General features: G+C 34.7%; 16 protein-coding genes. 9 read left to right on the top strand and 7 right to left on the bottom strand.

Features of this window, described 5'->3' with window-relative positions:
- Window positions 1-405: 405 nt before the first annotated feature.
- On the top strand, window positions 406-1131 hold the full coding sequence (locus GA0061080_RS09940; protein ID WP_167349219.1) for a DUF4184 family protein: 726 nt from the start codon (window positions 406-408) through the stop codon (window positions 1129-1131).
- A 32-nt stretch (window positions 1132-1163) separates the two neighbouring features.
- Here the strand turns inward: GA0061080_RS09940 and gmhB are convergent, their stop codons facing one another.
- Entirely contained in the window at window positions 1164-1700 is a 537-nt protein-coding gene (gene gmhB / locus GA0061080_RS09935) for a D-glycero-beta-D-manno-heptose 1,7-bisphosphate 7-phosphatase (RefSeq protein ID WP_091124941.1), read from the bottom strand.
- Window positions 1701-1819: 119 nt separating this feature from the next.
- Here gmhB and metN point away from each other — a divergent pair, with 119 nt between their 5' ends.
- The 4 genes from metN (at window position 1820) to tsaA (ending at window position 5344) form a co-directional block, all read left to right on the top strand.
- A complete protein-coding gene (metN, locus tag GA0061080_RS09930) occupies window positions 1820-2851 on the top strand; it encodes a methionine ABC transporter ATP-binding protein MetN (protein ID WP_091124937.1) in 1032 nt (343 codons plus the stop codon).
- Window positions 2852-2963: 112 nt separating this feature from the next.
- Entirely contained in the window at window positions 2964-3605 is a 642-nt protein-coding gene (locus GA0061080_RS09925; RefSeq protein ID WP_065626227.1) for a methionine ABC transporter permease, read from the top strand.
- A 14-nt stretch (window positions 3606-3619) separates the two neighbouring features.
- Window positions 3620-4507, top strand: a complete 888-nt coding sequence (gene metQ, locus GA0061080_RS09920; RefSeq protein ID WP_091124932.1) for a methionine ABC transporter substrate-binding lipoprotein MetQ — start codon at window positions 3620-3622, stop codon at window positions 4505-4507.
- A 111-nt stretch (window positions 4508-4618) separates the two neighbouring features.
- The gene (gene tsaA / locus GA0061080_RS09915) at window positions 4619-5344 is read left to right on the top strand and encodes a tRNA (N6-threonylcarbamoyladenosine(37)-N6)-methyltransferase TrmO (protein WP_091124928.1); all 726 of its coding nucleotides are present in this window, start codon (window positions 4619-4621) and stop codon (window positions 5342-5344) included.
- Window positions 5345-6172: 828 nt separating this feature from the next.
- Here the strand turns inward: tsaA and hslO are convergent.
- The 3 genes from hslO to GA0061080_RS09900 all read right to left on the bottom strand — a co-directional run bounded on the left by hslO (window position 6173) and on the right by GA0061080_RS09900 (window position 9167).
- Window positions 6173-7051 carry an Hsp33 family molecular chaperone HslO gene (hslO, locus tag GA0061080_RS09910; protein WP_091124925.1) on the bottom strand — a complete coding sequence of 293 codons (879 nt, stop codon included), beginning with the start codon at window positions 7049-7051 and terminating at the stop codon, window positions 6173-6175.
- The gene (hslR, locus tag GA0061080_RS09905) at window positions 7038-7436 is read right to left on the bottom strand and encodes a ribosome-associated heat shock protein Hsp15 (protein ID WP_065635299.1); all 399 of its coding nucleotides are present in this window, start codon (window positions 7434-7436) and stop codon (window positions 7038-7040) included. The genes hslO and hslR overlap by 14 nt, the downstream gene beginning before the upstream one ends.
- Before the next feature lie 99 nt (window positions 7437-7535).
- A complete protein-coding gene (locus tag GA0061080_RS09900; protein WP_091124922.1) occupies window positions 7536-9167 on the bottom strand; it encodes a hypothetical protein in 1632 nt (543 codons plus the stop codon).
- Window positions 9168-9415: 248 nt separating this feature from the next.
- On the opposite strand from GA0061080_RS09900, the gene greA reads away from it, so the two are divergent.
- The gene (gene greA / locus GA0061080_RS09895; RefSeq protein WP_065635297.1) at window positions 9416-9892 is read left to right on the top strand and encodes a transcription elongation factor GreA; all 477 of its coding nucleotides are present in this window, start codon (window positions 9416-9418) and stop codon (window positions 9890-9892) included.
- A 61-nt stretch (window positions 9893-9953) separates the two neighbouring features.
- On the opposite strand, the gene yhbY is transcribed toward greA, so the two are convergent.
- Window positions 9954-10250 carry a ribosome assembly RNA-binding protein YhbY gene (yhbY, locus tag GA0061080_RS09890; RefSeq protein WP_065635296.1) on the bottom strand — a complete coding sequence of 99 codons (297 nt, stop codon included), beginning with the start codon at window positions 10248-10250 and terminating at the stop codon, window positions 9954-9956.
- Between the two features lie 97 nt (window positions 10251-10347).
- Here yhbY and rlmE point away from each other — a divergent pair, with 97 nt between their 5' ends.
- From rlmE to folP, 3 genes are all read left to right on the top strand, one after another.
- Window positions 10348-10974 (top strand): 23S rRNA (uridine(2552)-2'-O)-methyltransferase RlmE, encoded by a 627-nt coding sequence (rlmE, locus tag GA0061080_RS09885; protein WP_091124917.1) that lies wholly within the window; start codon window positions 10348-10350, stop codon window positions 10972-10974.
- Between the two features lie 76 nt (window positions 10975-11050).
- Entirely contained in the window at window positions 11051-12928 is a 1878-nt protein-coding gene (gene ftsH, locus GA0061080_RS09880) for an ATP-dependent zinc metalloprotease FtsH (protein ID WP_091124914.1), read from the top strand.
- A 179-nt stretch (window positions 12929-13107) separates the two neighbouring features.
- Complete coding sequence (gene folP, locus GA0061080_RS09875) at window positions 13108-13944, top strand: dihydropteroate synthase (RefSeq protein ID WP_091124910.1); 837 nt, start codon at window positions 13108-13110, stop codon at window positions 13942-13944.
- A gap of 450 nt (window positions 13945-14394) precedes the next feature.
- Here folP and ubiA read toward each other — a convergent pair whose 3' ends face one another.
- Window positions 14395-15222: a 4-hydroxybenzoate octaprenyltransferase gene (ubiA, locus tag GA0061080_RS09870; RefSeq protein WP_091124907.1), complete on the bottom strand. Its 828-nt coding sequence runs from the start codon at window positions 15220-15222 to the stop codon at window positions 14395-14397.
- 109 nt (window positions 15223-15331) lie between these two features.
- Window positions 15332-15774, bottom strand: a 443-nt coding sequence (locus tag GA0061080_RS09865; protein ID WP_141683134.1) for an integrase core domain-containing protein, incomplete at its 5' end; no start/stop codon positions are given.

Here is a 15774-nt window from a genome sequence, read left to right as displayed (position 1 = left end):
ATCTTTTGTCTCGCAAGTGCCCACACAGATTGTCTGTTTCTTCTTTTTAAAGAGCTGACAGCTTTTCAACTAAACCAACATTTCGTTGTTTTACTTCGCTGTCTCAAGGGTTGCGTATACTACACTAACCTCTTTTATTCGTCAAGATCTTTTTTTCAAAATTTTTGATCTTATTCACTGACCAACTCACTGCCTGCTTGTCGCTGACTGCATGCCAGTGGATGCGCATTATAGGAGCTTAAAAATTTCGTGCAAGCGTTAATTGCAATTTTATTTCTGTTTGTACTTTTTTTACACGTGCCGTATTGAAAATAAACTAATCCTATACAAATTTCCTTTTTTATTATTTATTATCTCAGTTATGACATCTTTACTTCAGTCTAACTTTTTAAGATGGATTTTCATATGCCTTTTACTTTCGCACATCCAGCAATTGTTTTACCTTTTTATAAAAGGCCTAAATTTTTTTCCATGACAGCCTTAATTATAGGTAGCATGTCCCCTGACTTTGAATATTTTCTTAGAATGAAAATAAAAAGTGATATGAGCCATACTTTACTTGGTATTTTTTATTTTGATCTGCCAATAACATTAATTGTTGCTTTTATCTTTCGCTCCATTATTCGTAATGAATTAATCAAAAATTTGCCTCATTTCCTTTATAAACGATTTGCTCATTATCTAACTTTGAATTGGAATCAATATTGCTTGCATCATTGGTTTATTGTCTTAACATCTGCACTAATAGGCATATTGTCACATATTGGTTGGGACAGTTTTACTCACTTAACTGGCTTTTTTGTAAAACACCTTCCTTTTTTACAACAACCAATTTCACTAAAAAATACAGATATTCCTATCTACCAATTACTACAACATGTAAGCACTTTGTTAGGAATGAGTTTAATATGTATCTTTATTCTTAGATTACCAATAACGATTGATAAGAGAAATACGATTAGTTTTCTATATTGGGGGTTAGTGATGATGATCGTTATAAGTTGTTTTTCTCTTTTTTTCACCAAGACCATTCATACTTTTGGCCAAAATGTAGTGAACTTTATTAATGCACTATTTTTGGGATTAATATTAGCACCACCTATCATGAGAATTATACGGCGTTTATTTTAAACGCCGTATTAGGATAGTATTGTTTTAGAAAGTTATGATTCTTCTTTTATTTTATTGGGTAAATCAGCCAAACTATCAATAACCCAATCAGCTTGTTCTAATGCTTCTTCTGTTATGGTATCGCCCGTTTTTACTAACACAGTTTTTTTAACGCCAGCTTTTTTACCCGACAATAAGTCAGACACTCTATCCCCGACCATATAAGAATTAGCAATATCAATTTTTAGTTCTTTAGCTGCCGTTTGAATCATACCTGGACTTGGTTTGCGGCATTCACAGTTATCAATTAGCGGATCATGAGGACAATAATAGACACCATCTAAATCAACACCACGATCTTGTAATGACCAATCCATCCATTCAGTCAATGTATGAAATTGTTCTTCAGTAAATATATTTCTGGCAATTCCTGATTGATTAGTTGTAATAACTAATAAAAAACCCATTTCTTTGAGCTGTTGCATCGCCTCAATAACACCATCAATAAAGTGGAATTTATCAATTGTATGTACATAATTATAATCTATATTAATAGTACCATCTCGATCTAAAAAAATAGCTGGCTTCATATTTACTTTTTTTTCCTTTTAACTTTAGGTATTACTCTAATTCTTATAGCATATTATTGATTGACTTAGATGTCTAGACGTCTTAATATTCACCCATTCATCTTTTGTCTTTATATATTATGATAAAATTACAGCATATTTCGAAAATATTTGAACATAATAAAACCTCTATTCATGCATTGAAAGACATCACTATACATGTTCCACAAGGAAAGATTTATGGTGTTATTGGCAAATCAGGAGCAGGAAAGAGCACTCTTATCCGTTGTGTTAACTTACTTGAAAAACCGACTAGTGGTAAAATATTTTTTGATAATCAAGAAATCACTCACCTATCAAACAGAAAACTAATTGAAGTACGTCGAAAGATTAGTATGATTTTTCAACATTTTAATCTACTTTCCTCGCGCACTGTTTTTGATAATATCGCTTTTCCACTAGAACTCAATAAAACCCCTAAAGCCAAAATTAAGCAAAAGGTCAACGAGCTTATTGAATTAGTTGGATTGACTGAAAAGGCAAATGTTTACCCTGCTAATTTATCAGGAGGACAAAAGCAGCGCGTTGCTATTGCAAGAGCTTTAGCTAGTGATCCCAAAGTACTCTTATGCGACGAAGCAACCAGCGCACTCGATCCCGAAACAACCCGTTCTATTTTGAAATTATTGAAAGATATTAATCAAAAATTAGGGCTTACTATTTTATTAATCACTCACGAAATGGATGTAGTAAAACAGATTTGCGATCAAGTGGCGGTTATCAGTAATGGCGAATTAGTTGAGCAATCATCGGTCGGCGAAATATTTTCCCACGCTAAAACCGATATTGCAAGACAGTTTATACAATCAACTTTACACCTAAATATCCCTGACGATTATTTAGTAAGGTTATCTCAAGAGCCTAAAGAAGGTCTTAATCCTTTAGTTCGCTTAGAATTTACGGGAGTCTCGGTTGATTTACCTTTGTTATCACAAATCGCTAAAGAATTTAGTATCGAAAGCAACATCATTAGCGCGCAAATGGATTATGCTGGTGGTGTTAAATTTGGTTTAATGCTAGCCCAAATGGAAGGTAATCCTAAAAGGATTACATCTGCAATCCAATTTTTAGAAAAAAATAACACCAAAGTAGAGGTGCTAGGTTATGTTTGATTTTATTCCCTCTTTTAAGCCTTTCGAAGCATTATTTCGATACTTAGCTCAATATAATTTTTGGAACGATTTTGTTGTTTTTTGTTCATCTTTTAATGGTTTTAATGAAGCTATGTTATTTAAAATGGCTCAAGCAACAGATGAAACCATTTATATGGTCATTATGTCTGGATTTTGGGGCTCTATTATTGGCTTACCAATAGGCATATTACTTTATACAACAAGAAAAGGACAAATTCTAGATTGTTACGTAGCAAATAGTGTACTTTCATTTATTACTAATATATTTCGCTCAATACCGTTTATTATATTAATTGTCTGGATTATTCCTTTTACTACTTTCTTTATAGGAACTTTTATTGGCAAACAAGCAGCTATCGTACCATTAAGTATTGGAGTATCGCCATTAATTGCTCGCATGATTGAAAATGCTTTATTAGAAGTACCAAAGGGATTAATTGAAGCGGCTCGCTCCATGGGTGCAACACCGCTACAAATTATTTACAAAGTTTTGTTACCAGAGTCATTACCTGTGATTGTAAATAGTATGACAATTACTTTAATCACCTTAACAGGGTATATTGCCATGGCCGGCGCTGTCGGTGCAGGAGGTCTTGGCCAGCTCGCCATTCAATATGGCTATAATGGCTATAAGCCTGCTATAATGAATACAGTTTTAATTATACTAATTATTATTGTCTTTATTATTCAATTTATTGGCAATAGTATTGTTAAACGCACTACTCATCATTAATTTTGGAGAAATATATGTCTATTAAAAAGCTAGCGCTTATTACCACATTGGTAAGTGCATTTTTTTTAACGGGTTGTGACAATAATAAACAATCAGTAGCAGCAAATAAAACCCAATCTAGCACACTTAAAGTTGGTGTTATTTCAGGACCAGAACAAGAAGTAGCTGAAGTTGCTAAACAACAAGCAAAAGATCTTTATAATTTAGATATTGAACTCGTTATTTTTAATGATTATGTTACACCAAACCAAGCATTGAATGATGGTTTAATTGATGTAAATGCTTTTCAACACAAGCCTTATTTAGATGAACAAATCAAAGAACGCGGTTATAAATTAGATATCGTAGGTAACTCATTTGTTTATCCTATTGCTAGTTATTCCAAAAAACTCAAACCTATTAGTCAATCAGAAGGAACAGGTGAAGGTGTAAAAGTAACTTCACCGCGTGGTGAAACATTTTTTATTGCGGCCAATTCAACGATTGCTATTCCTAATGATCCGACAAATTTAGGTCGAGCATTACTATTATTACAGCACGAAGGAATGATTACGGTTGATAAAGCAAAAGGTCTATTACCAACAGTTCTTGATATTACTAGCAATCCTTACAACTATAAGATTATTGAACTTGAAGCACCAATATTGCCACGTTCGCTAGATGATGCTCAAGTTGATCTAGCAATCATCAATAATGCATTTGCAGGACAAGTAAATTTAACACCAAGTAAAGATGGAATTTTTGTTGAAGACAAAAACTCACCATATGTCAACATCATCGTTGCGCGCGAAAATAACAAAGATGATGAAAACGTCAAAAACTTTGTTAAATCTTACCAAACTGAGGCTGTAGCTGAAAAAGCAAACCAAATCTTTAATGGCGGTGCGATTCGCGGTTGGTAATAATAAATAACAACGATTTATTTACCTTAATATCGTTGGCTTAGGTCGACGATATTAGCTCTTTTCTCACATAGAAATAACAAGTTGTAGAATAAATTCAATCAAATATGGATTATGACATATCAAATTGACCCCATCGGCATTATCCGCTCCCCCTATAGTGAAAAATTTGCTGTTCCAAGACAGCCAAATTTAGTTAGAGCAGGAAAAGGGGAACTTCATTTGCTAGCTCCTTATAACGATCCTACTAGTGTTAAAGGATTAGAACAGTTTTCACACTTGTGGTTATTATTTTTATTTCACCATATCGATCCAGAGAAATGGAGACTAACCGTTCGGCCACCGCGTTTAGGTGGTAATAAAACAATAGGGGTATTTGCTAGCCGCTCGCCATTTAGACCAAATCACATTGGGCTGTCAGCCGTTGAGTTAAAAGATATCGTCGTTGAAAATAAACAGATTATTTTAAAATTGGGAAGCCTTGATTTAGTTGATGGCACACCTATTATTGATATCAAACCTTATCTACCTTATTGTGACAGCCATCCTGATGCCTTTGCAGGATATGCACAATCTATTCCCAATGAAAAATTAACCGTTGAGTTTTCACAAAAAGCACAATTAGTATTAGATTTACAAAAACAGAACTATCCTCAACTTACCGAACTAATTACACAAGTGATATCTCAAGATCCAAGGCCAGCGTACAAACAAAATAATAATAATAGTGAACAAACCTATGGAATCACACTTTATCATTTTAATATAAAATGGAAGATCGCCAATAATCACGCCATTATTGAGCATATTTATGGAAAAGATATAAACGGTAACTAGAATTTTTAATTAGAGTGTAGGAAAACGCCAAGTTGTTTACACTTGATGATTAAAATAATTCGCTAAAAACTCATAAGGCGTTTTCCCTGAAATCGCTTTATAAGCGTTTAAACTTTTGTTTTCACTCTTTTAAGTCGCTAAATATTTGCTGATCATCTCACGCCTCAACTCAAAGTTCGTATTACACTTTTGGTTTTTCTATTGATTTGCGGGCTGGTAATTTTTGTCAATTTTTGTTTGATATGCTAGTTATTACTCAGTTTATCTAACCTAATAATTTATTTAAATAAAGACAGGATCATTTTGTCAAAAAGTTTCAGGAGCGCACTACGTTTATGTATAAAGATCTTAAAAATCAAATAGATATTATAAAGCAAATATTCTCTAGTTTGATTTTTAAGTAACGGTAAACCTTTGCTATTAACCTGTCGTATTTCGCTCAGATAGGTTTTGTTATCGCCTTTAGCTTGCTTTTTCAATTTATCTTTAATTGATTTTTATATTTTATATCATATAGTTAAAAAAATAATTGATGATTTTATAACATTCATTTTTACTACTTTAAGGGGTAAAAAAGGGATAAAAACTTTAATTGAGCTTTATTTAGCACGTGATAAGAGGTTTGGCTACAGACCATAAAGCGTTTAGCCAAATTAGTAATGGTTATTTTTCTTTATAATATCAGCGCCCTATCGCTTGACTGTGATAGAGCGTTAATTTTTTTTATGGATACTATAACAGTAATTTTTCAAATTACTGTAAACAACATGAGGAATTTCTACAATTATAAATATAATGTTTAGTATCTTTTTATTGAAAAATTAAAGGTTAATGGTAATTGACCTTGTGCCTATTTCTTATTTCAGCAATATCGATAGAATCAAACAAATAATGCTTTCCACAATAATCACAATGAATATCAATATTACCGCCATCTTCACTTAAGATCTCATCAATTTCGTTAGCGGGTAACGTCATTAAACTATCTTCACAACGTTGGCGTGAACAACCACACTTAAAATTAATATCATGTGTTTCAAAAAGACGCACTTGTTCTTGATTATATAAACGATACAAAATCTCGTCAGTAGAGAGCTGTAATAACTCATCAGCCGTAATTGTTTCGGTTAATGCGCTTAAATGTTCAAATGATTCAGCAGTATCATCATTAGCTGGCAAAATTTGTAATAAAATGCCTGCTGCCATTGGCTTATTATTATGTACACCTGTTTTCACAAATAAACGAGTAGGAAGCTGCTCGGATTGCTTAAAATAGTTTTCGATGCAACCAATAAATGTATCTTTTTCTAACCCGACAATACCTTGATAACGCTCGCCATTTTTAGGTGTAATAGTAATAACAATATAACCATTACCCACCATATCTTTGAGTGTTGCGTCGTCAGCAATTTCACCATTAACCCGAGCAACGCCACGCAACTGTTGCTGATCATTACCATTAACAACGGCTAACGATAACGCTCCATCACCTTGCAACTGAACCGCAATATCACCCTCAAATTTTAGTGTTGCTGTTAATAAACTGGTTACAACCAATAATTCTCCAAGTAAATTTTGTACTGCAACAGGGTAAGTATGATTATCTAACACCGCTTGGTATGTTTGTTCAAGACGGGTAATTTCACCACGGATTGGGTGGTTATCAAATAAAAATCGATTTAAAGTATCCATATTAACTGTTGTCATCTTGTTGCCTATCATATTTAAATTTAATCAAATCACGCCGCTCCTTTTTATCTGGCTTTCTATCTGGATGAGGCATTGTCAATGCATTAAGTTTACGTGCTTGTGCTATTGCTTCACGTTTAGCAATGCTGTCAGAAGTTTCTTGATAAAGTTGTTGAGCTTCAGTGGCCGTTCTTCGTTGTTCACTAATAGCTAAAATTTGAATAGTTCTTTGATCGGAACCTTGACGAAGCGTTATAGTTGCACCAACTTCAACAATTTTACTTGGTTTAGTACGTTGACCATTATAATGCACTTTACCGCCATCAATCATTTCACGGGCTAATGCTCGTGACTTATAAAACCTTGCGGCCCAAAGCCATTTATCTAATCGAACAAGAACCATTACATCCTCACATACCACTTATTATAAAGTCTTTCACACTCAAAGACACATAATACCTTAAACATCTTAACCAGTTATATAAGAATGTTTTTGTAAAAATCAATGTTCATGCTTAATAATATAATTATTGCCATCACTAGAAAATACACCTGAAAAACTAAACGGCAATAATTTTCCTTGCAAATTCACCGAATAATTCATGGCTTTTGGTGGCTGTTTCACCAATTTCCAGTTTTCTAGCAATGAACTGGTTACACCATAAGCATTAAATTGCAAAGATAATGGTTCATTTTGCGATAAATCAACGTGTGCATTTGACTCAATCATACCACCACTAACTAAAGTACTAAAGATTAACGATGCATGATTTTCAGCATCAAATTTTAAAATCAAATCAAGATAACTAGCATCAATTCGATTAAATGAGCCTTTTTCTGATTTAAAAAAAGTTGTTCCTGCAAAAAAGCCTAATTTGTGATCTTTCGCTAAAACAACATCCGTACCAGAAACCTGAAAGTTATATAAAGTAAAAGGAAAATCGCTATATTTTCTAATTATCAAACTTTGTAAAGCAGTAAGCTTATCTACTTTGATGCTCCTGAAAATACTCGGTAACGTCGAAAATTCTAGCTTTTCAGGAAGCTGATAATTAATATCTGATAATGTTAATTGATCTAAATGTAAGGTGCTATCTTTCCATTTTCCTGCAAAATTCATACTACCTTTATTCCATTTGGCTAGCACTTTTTTGATCGTTACCTCTTGATCATTAGATGATAATTGAGCTAATACCGACGCAAACTCCTCATCATGCCACACAACATGATCAGCATTAAAAACAAACGTACTTTGATCAAAATGCCATTTATCATCATAACTCAGGTTAGTTGCCTCAATATTACCTTTTTCAATTAAAAAATTAGGCAATTGTATGCTACTTTCAAATATCGATAACTGCTTGATCGCCATATTTGGCACAATATGAGAATACCTATTCCAAAAATCCTTATCGGTTGATTGGAAATTAATATTATGTAGTTGTATCTGATCAATATTTAAATGATTATTATCACGTATTTTTAATTTACTAACAAAAAAGCCATTATCAATATTACCACCTAAATTAGTCACTGTAGTAACACCATTAAGATGGAATCCTTGAATAAGCATTGATTTGATAGGAACTTGATTGACCAATACTGCTTGCGAAGAAAAATCAAATTGGTATTTATCTTCCCCTGATAACGAAACCACTGATAGCGAAAATGGCTTAATGCCACCATTTAACTGTGTAAATGAAAGTTGATCTTGCCCATTATTAACTGAAATATTAACGGTTGAGTCAATTAATTTCAGCGTGTTAGTCGAAAAATTATAATGGCTAAATTGGCCATCATTATCAGCATGATTAATGGTACCATTAATGACAATAACATAATTAAAATGGGTTAATTGCCATAAATCAGTTTTATCTAACCCTACAACAAGTGTTGGTACATTAACAATCTCTTGCCTATCATTTTTTACAACAACGTTATCAAAAACCAATTCATAGAAATTTGAAAAAGAGTGATGGACACTACCGATTGAAATTGTATAACAGCTAAATTTGGATAATTGCTGACTAACTATCTTGGCTCCAAACGAGGTTTGTATGACAAAATAGGACAATAAAACAAAAAACCAAATAATGGATAATAAAATGATTATATAAAATCGTAATCGTCGCATAAATAAATGTAATTATTATAATAAACAGCTAATAATTACATTACGATAACCGATCTTAATCAAAATATCATCCCATTTTCAGCATAAATGATTTGTTATTCAGCAAGCTTTACAGTTAATATATAAAGATTGACTATAATAATATTGTTAAATAACCAACAGGACAATTCACTTTCCCTTTTTATTTTAATTAAGCTAAGGGATAGTTATTTTTATTTACTAAATAAGTAAAAACGGGAGATACCTAGATGAAACAAATCCCAATGACAGTAAAGGGAGCTGAACTATTACGTGCTGAACTAGAAGAGCTAAAAAATGTCAAAAGGCCACAAATTACAGCAGCCATTGCAGAAGCAAGAGCACACGGCGATTTAAAAGAAAACGCTGAATACCACGCAGCCAGAGAACAACAAGGTTTTTGTGAGGGTCGAATTCAAGAAATTGAAGGTAAATTATCACAAGCACAAATTATAGACATAACTAAAGTAAAAAATACTGGGCGTATTATTTTTGGCGCTACTGTGACTGTCGTTAATATCGAAACCGACGAAGAAATAACCTATCGCATTGTTGGTGATGACGAAGCAGATTATAGACAAAACCTTATTTCGGTTAACTCACCTATTGCCCGTGGGCTAATCGGTAAAGAAGATGGCGACACAGTGCAAATTAAAACGCCAGGTGGTGATGTCGAGTTTGATATTATTAAAGTTGAATATATCTAGTAAAAACAACTTTAACAACAAATAGATAAAGCAACAGGGCAAATAGCCCTGTTATTTTTATTTAAGATTTAGGTAAAGTAATTTTCTTATCTTCACTTGGTCTAAAAATCGTAAAATTAGAACCAACCAATTGTACGGGCAATGCTTTTGTTTCACGAATAATCGCATCGCAAATAAGTTTTTTAGTTTCGCGGTCTTCAGCAGAAACCTTAATTTTGATTAACTCATGAAAATTTAACGCATGGTCAATTTCGGCAAGTACGCCTTCGGTAAATCCATTAGCCCCAATCATCACAATAGGCTTTAAATGATGCGCTTCACTTTTTAAATACTGTTTTTGTTTATTCGATAAATTCATTAAATTTTTATCACATTAAGTTGCAATTTTGCTATTCTACCCTTATATATATTTGTAATCAATGAAGTGACCTCTTTACATTAAGGATTTATTCGCTGTGAGTAACAAAAAACGCTCAGCAAGCTCGACACGTTGGCTCAATGAGCATTTTAAAGATCGCTTTGTGCAACAAGCACAAAAAAAAGGACTACGATCCAGAGCATGGTTCAAATTAGAAGAAATTCAAAAAAGTGACAAACTATTCAAACCAGGAATAACCGTTGTTGATTTAGGTGCAGCGCCTGGTGGGTGGTCACAATATGTTGCATCGCTTATTGGTAATAAAGGCCGCATTATTGCCTGTGACTTACTACCAATGGATCCAATTGTTGGGGTTGATTTTCTTCAAGGCGATTTTCGTGATGAAGCCGTTTTAAAGGCTTTACTTGAACGAGTGGGTGAAGAAAAAGTCCAAGTTGTTATGTCAGACATGGCACCGAACATGAGCGGACAGCCAGCCGTTGACATACCAAAAGCCATGTATTTAGTTGAACTCGCATTAGACATGTGTCGAGACGTACTTGCCCCAAACGGCAATTTTATTGTAAAAGTGTTTCAAGGTGAAGGATTTGAAACTTACCTAAAACAGGTAAGAGACATGTTCAAAACAGTCAAAATTCGCAAACCAGAAGCCTCGCGAGCAAGGTCGCGAGAAGTTTATATTGTTGCAATGGGTATGAAGTAGCCAGTTGTATAATTTTGTAGTACCATACTTCGTTAAATTTAGTCGTAACTGTTAATTTTTATGAGAGGTTTTTCTTTTGAACGACATGGTGAAGAATTTACTGATCTGGGGAATTATCGCTGTAGTATTGATTGCTGGATTTAATCAATTTAGCTCAATCGCTAATAGCAATCCTCAAGTCAATTATACCCAATTTAATTCCGATATCACGAATGGCAAACTCCAAGAAGTGCATATTAAGGGACGCGAAATTGTTGCCACAACAAAAGATAATGGCAATTACGTTACCTATATCCCTTATATTGATGACAAACTTATGGATGACCTATTGAGTAATAAAGTACCTGTTTATGGTAGTCCTGACGAAAGACCAAGCTTAATTGTTAGTATTCTTATCTCCTGGTTTCCTATTATTTTACTTATTGGTTTTTGGCTATTTATAATGCGCCAAATGCAAGGTGGTGGCAAAGGTGGACCAATGTCAGTTGGTAAAAGCAAAGCAAAAATGCTAACCCCTGATCAAGTTAAAACTAAATTTACCGATGTTGCAGGCAGTGAAGAAGCCAAACAAGAAGTAACTGAAGTGGTCGATTTTTTACGAGATCCTGGTAAATACCAAAAACTTGGTGGACGAATTCCAAAAGGGATCTTGATGGTAGGCCCTCCAGGAACAGGTAAAACCTTACTAGCCAAAGCCATTGCTGGCGAAGCTAATGTTCCGTTTTTCAGCATGTCAGGATCTGACTTTGTTGAAATGTTTGTTGGTGTCGGCGCATCGCGTGTGCGTGATTTATTTGAACAAGCTCGAAAACATTCACCATGCATTATTTTTATTGACGAAATTGATGCCGTTGGTCGCAAACGTGGTGCAGGCTCAATGGGTGGGCACGACGAACGTGAACAAACATTAAACCAAATGCTTGTTGAAATGGATGGCTTTGAAACTAACAGTGGCATCATCATCATCGCAGCAACAAACCGCGTTGATATCTTAGATCCAGCATTATTACGACCAGGACGCTTTGATCGACAAGTGCAGATTGGCTTGCCTGACTTAAAAAGCCGTGAGCAAATTTTGGCTGTACATGTACGTAAAGTGCCGTTAGGTTCTGATGTTAATCTAGCTGTATTAGCGCGCGGAACACCAAATTATTCTGGTGCTCAATTAGCTAATTTAGTTAACGAAGCAGCGCTATTTGCCGCGCGCCGTAATAAACGTTTAGTCACGATGGATGAGTTTGAAGAAGCCAAAGATAAAATCGATATGGGTACTCAACGCCGTTCATTATCAATGACAAAAGAGCAATTAACCAATACGGCTTATCATGAAGCGGGACACGCAATTGTGGGGTATTTAATGCCAGAACACAATCCGCTCCATAAAGTAACTATTATTCCTCGTGGAGGGGCGTTAGGTGTTGCCTTCTTCTTACCAGAAGGCGATCAAATTAGTAAAACCCGTACTCAGTTAGAATCAGAAATTTCGACAGCTTATGCAGGAAGAATTGCCGAGGGCTTAATTTATGGTGAAGATAAAATTACCTCTGGTGCTTCTAGTGATATACAATTCGCTTCAAATGTAGCCAGAGCAATGGTTACTCGATGGGGTTTCTCAGATCGTTTACCACCTGCATTATTTGAATATGAAGAGTCTTCTTATGGCGTTATGAAGAAAATATCTGATGGTACAGCTAAAATTATTGATGAAGAGGTTAATGCAATCCTTCAACGAAACTATCAACGAGCAAAAACAACACTAACCGAAAATATTGATATTCTTCATGCAATGAAAGACGCTTTACTTAAATATGAAACAATTGATAAAAAACAGATTGACGAACTGATGAATCGCCAGCCTGTCACGCCACCTGATGGTTGGACTGCCAGTGATGAAAAAGCAGCACAAGAAGTTCCGAATAAAGGTCGTGATACACCATCTGAATCTGATAATTAATCTGTTTTAATTTTTATAACGCGCTACGGCGCGTTTTTTATCTGATAATTCAAATAATCTAAAATAAAAGTGATTCTCAACACAAATAACAAGCTTGAATGATTTTGCTATTGTTTAGCTTATAATAAAGTTTAACGATAGCAAAATTGAATAGCAGATGACTTAAATAAGGCATAATCATGGAAATTCGTTTCAACAATCAAATTATGGATCTCTCTTTTCCTCAGGTAATGGGTATCGTAAACATGACGCCTGATTCGTTTTCTGATGGCGGAAATTATAACAACCTTGATGACGCCATGCGCCGTGTTGACAGCATGATTCAAGCAGGCGCAACATTTATTGATATAGGGGGAGAATCAACTCGCCCAGGTGCAGCCATCGTATCAGTTGAAGAAGAGCTAGATAGAGTAGTGCCTTTAGTTGAAAAAGTTGCTCGTTATTTTGATGTTTGGATTTCGGTTGACACCTCAAAGCCACAAGTGATGACTGAATCAGCTAAAGCAGGGGCGCACCTAATTAATGATGTTCGAGCCTTAACAGAATCCGGAGCACTTGAAGCTGCAGCACAAACAGGCTTACCTGTTTGCGTCATGCACATGCAAGGCGACCCACAAACCATGCAAAATGCACCACATTACGAGCAAGATATCTATCAAGAAGTCGATGACTTTTTTGCAAAACAGATCGAACGCTGCATAAACGCAGGCATTGACCGCAAAAAAATCATCCTTGACCCCGGTTTTGGATTTGGTAAAACACTAGCGCACAATTACCGACTATTAGCAACGCTTGAACGGTTCCACCATTTCAACCTGCCTTTATTAGTCGGCATGTCACGAAAATCCATGATAGGACAAGTGCTAAATGTCCCACCACAAGAACGAATGTTAGGCAGTGTATCTTGTGCGGTGATAGCGGCAATGAAAGGGGCGCAGATTATTCGAGTGCATGATGTAAAAGAAACGTTTGATGCATTAAGAATTGTACAAATAACTCTTGCGGAACAAGGCTAATTGCATAAAGAAAGGCTTTTAGTTAAATGGTTTGGTTTGAATTGTTGACACATTTTAATGTTGGATTAATAGCAATATTGTTCTTTTGAGATTGAAAAAATTGTTATGTTCTATTCTTATGAAATCAATCTACTAGTTCGTTGATTTTATAGGTGTTTTTAACTGAAGGTGATTTTTATAATTTTATGGTTTCCACTCAAGGTTCAGTTTGGCTTCTTTTTTGTGTGGAAATTTTTCTGCAAAAAATTTGAAGCTATGAGCTTTGAATATCTAAGTATAGAGAAGATGGTCTCGAAGCGATGAGTATTAGATGATACAAGTAATTTTAGTGGATTTCCATATAAGAACATCTAAATCGAACATTATCACTATTGCTTGTTACTACATCAAAGGGATAAAACATCCCAACCCTTACTGCGTTAAAATATCCTTTAGAAAACACCTTAATTTTTAAACAAAAAATAGACCTAAAAAAACAATAAAACCAACATGATTATTATTTAAAAAAGCTCGAAAACAACGTTTTCGTTCTCGATTTTTGATTAGCCATTGTTGGTAAATAAATAGCATTGTAACAAGCAATAAAGCAATATAAAAAAACAACGATAATTGGTTGATGACACCAATCATGACTAACCCAATTACCACAACTGCCTGCAATATCCCTATAATTAACTTATCATATTGTCCAAATAAAATAGCGGTAGATTTTATACCAATTTTTATATCATCGTTGCGATCAACTATCGCATATTCGGTGTCATAGGCAATTGTCCAACAAATATTAACAAAGAAAAGCAACCAACAGGTTAATGGGAACTGCTCAGTAGTTGCTGCATACACCATCGGAATGCTCCAACCAAATGCGATACCTAAGATGACCTGAGGTAAATGGGTATAACGTTTCATAAACGGATAAATCAGTGCTGTTAATAATGCAAAACAGCCTATCAACCATGAAAGTTTATTTAAATTTAGCAATAGGCAAAGTGCAATAAGTAATAATACAAATAACATCCATAATGCGTTTTTTTCAGTCAATGCACCACGAGCCAGTGGACGATTTTTAGTCCGTTCAACATGTGCATCAAAATGACGATCGGCATAGTCGTTGACAACGCATCCTACTGCCCGCATGGTGATTACCCCTAAAATAAAAATAATTGTGATATAGGTGTACGGTTGGCCTGTTAGCCATATTGCCCAGAGCGTTGGCCAAAGTAGTAGTAGGGTACCGATCGGTTTGTCTAACCGCATTAGTTGTATATACGCTAACATAAAATGGTATTTGCTATTTAAAATAATAAGTGGATTATACCTTGTTACTTAAAAGCTGCAATGCGCACTATCATCAACAAGGTTTGTTAGTTGGAATGGCAACACATTTTCAAACAAAAAAATTAAGGGGTAAGTGTTTTTTAAATTCAACGGGAGGCAAGTAGCCTAACGAAGAATGTAATCGTTTATGATTATACCAATAAGCATAAGCCGAAAAAGCGCGTTGTAACTCAGCCGTTGAGTTGAAACGTTGGCCTTTTACAAATTCCGTTTTAATTGTTTTAAATGTCGCTTCCGCTACCGCATTGTCATATGGACATCCTTTCTTGCTTAATGAATGGGTGATATTAAATGTCTTAAAACAATCCGCTAATAACCGATTATCAAACTCTTTACCGCGGTCTGAATGAAATAAATCCAATTTTGATAATGGCAGTTTAATTTGGCTTAATGCCGACATAACAAGCTCTGCTGTTTTATGTTGACCAACATGATAACCGACAATCTGCCTATCGGATAAGTTCACTAAAACACATAAATAGTTCCAACGTT

Origin of the sequence: Gilliamella intestini (assembly GCF_900094935.1) — a bacterium.
Taxonomy (GTDB): domain Bacteria; phylum Pseudomonadota; class Gammaproteobacteria; order Enterobacterales; family Orbaceae; genus Gilliamella; species Gilliamella intestini.
The sequence above is the reverse complement of the archived record's forward strand: the minus strand, read 5'-3'. Positions and strand labels throughout refer to the sequence as shown.

Coding starts and splice junctions, on each gene's coding strand:
- GA0061080_RS09940 (WP_167349219.1), top strand. CDS start 406: ATGCCTTTTACTTTCGCACATCCAGCAATTGTTTTACCTTTTTATAAA.
- gmhB (WP_091124941.1), bottom strand. CDS start 1,700: ATGAAGCCAGCTATTTTTTTAGATCGAGATGGTACTATTAATATAGAT.
- GA0061080_RS09900 (WP_091124922.1), bottom strand. CDS start 9,167: ATGCGACGATTACGATTTTATATAATCATTTTATTATCCATTATTTGG.
- hslO (WP_091124925.1), bottom strand. CDS start 7,051: ATGACAACAGTTAATATGGATACTTTAAATCGATTTTTATTTGATAAC.
- metN (WP_091124937.1), top strand. CDS start 1,820: ATGATAAAATTACAGCATATTTCGAAAATATTTGAACATAATAAAACC.
- folP (WP_091124910.1), top strand. CDS start 13,108: ATGGAAATTCGTTTCAACAATCAAATTATGGATCTCTCTTTTCCTCAG.
- greA (WP_065635297.1), top strand. CDS start 9,416: ATGAAACAAATCCCAATGACAGTAAAGGGAGCTGAACTATTACGTGCT.
- metQ (WP_091124932.1), top strand. CDS start 3,620: ATGTCTATTAAAAAGCTAGCGCTTATTACCACATTGGTAAGTGCATTT.
- GA0061080_RS09925 (WP_065626227.1), top strand. CDS start 2,964: ATGTTATTTAAAATGGCTCAAGCAACAGATGAAACCATTTATATGGTC.
- ubiA (WP_091124907.1), bottom strand. CDS start 15,222: ATGTTAGCGTATATACAACTAATGCGGTTAGACAAACCGATCGGTACC.
- yhbY (WP_065635296.1), bottom strand. CDS start 10,250: ATGAATTTATCGAATAAACAAAAACAGTATTTAAAAAGTGAAGCGCAT.
- hslR (WP_065635299.1), bottom strand. CDS start 7,436: ATGGTTCTTGTTCGATTAGATAAATGGCTTTGGGCCGCAAGGTTTTAT.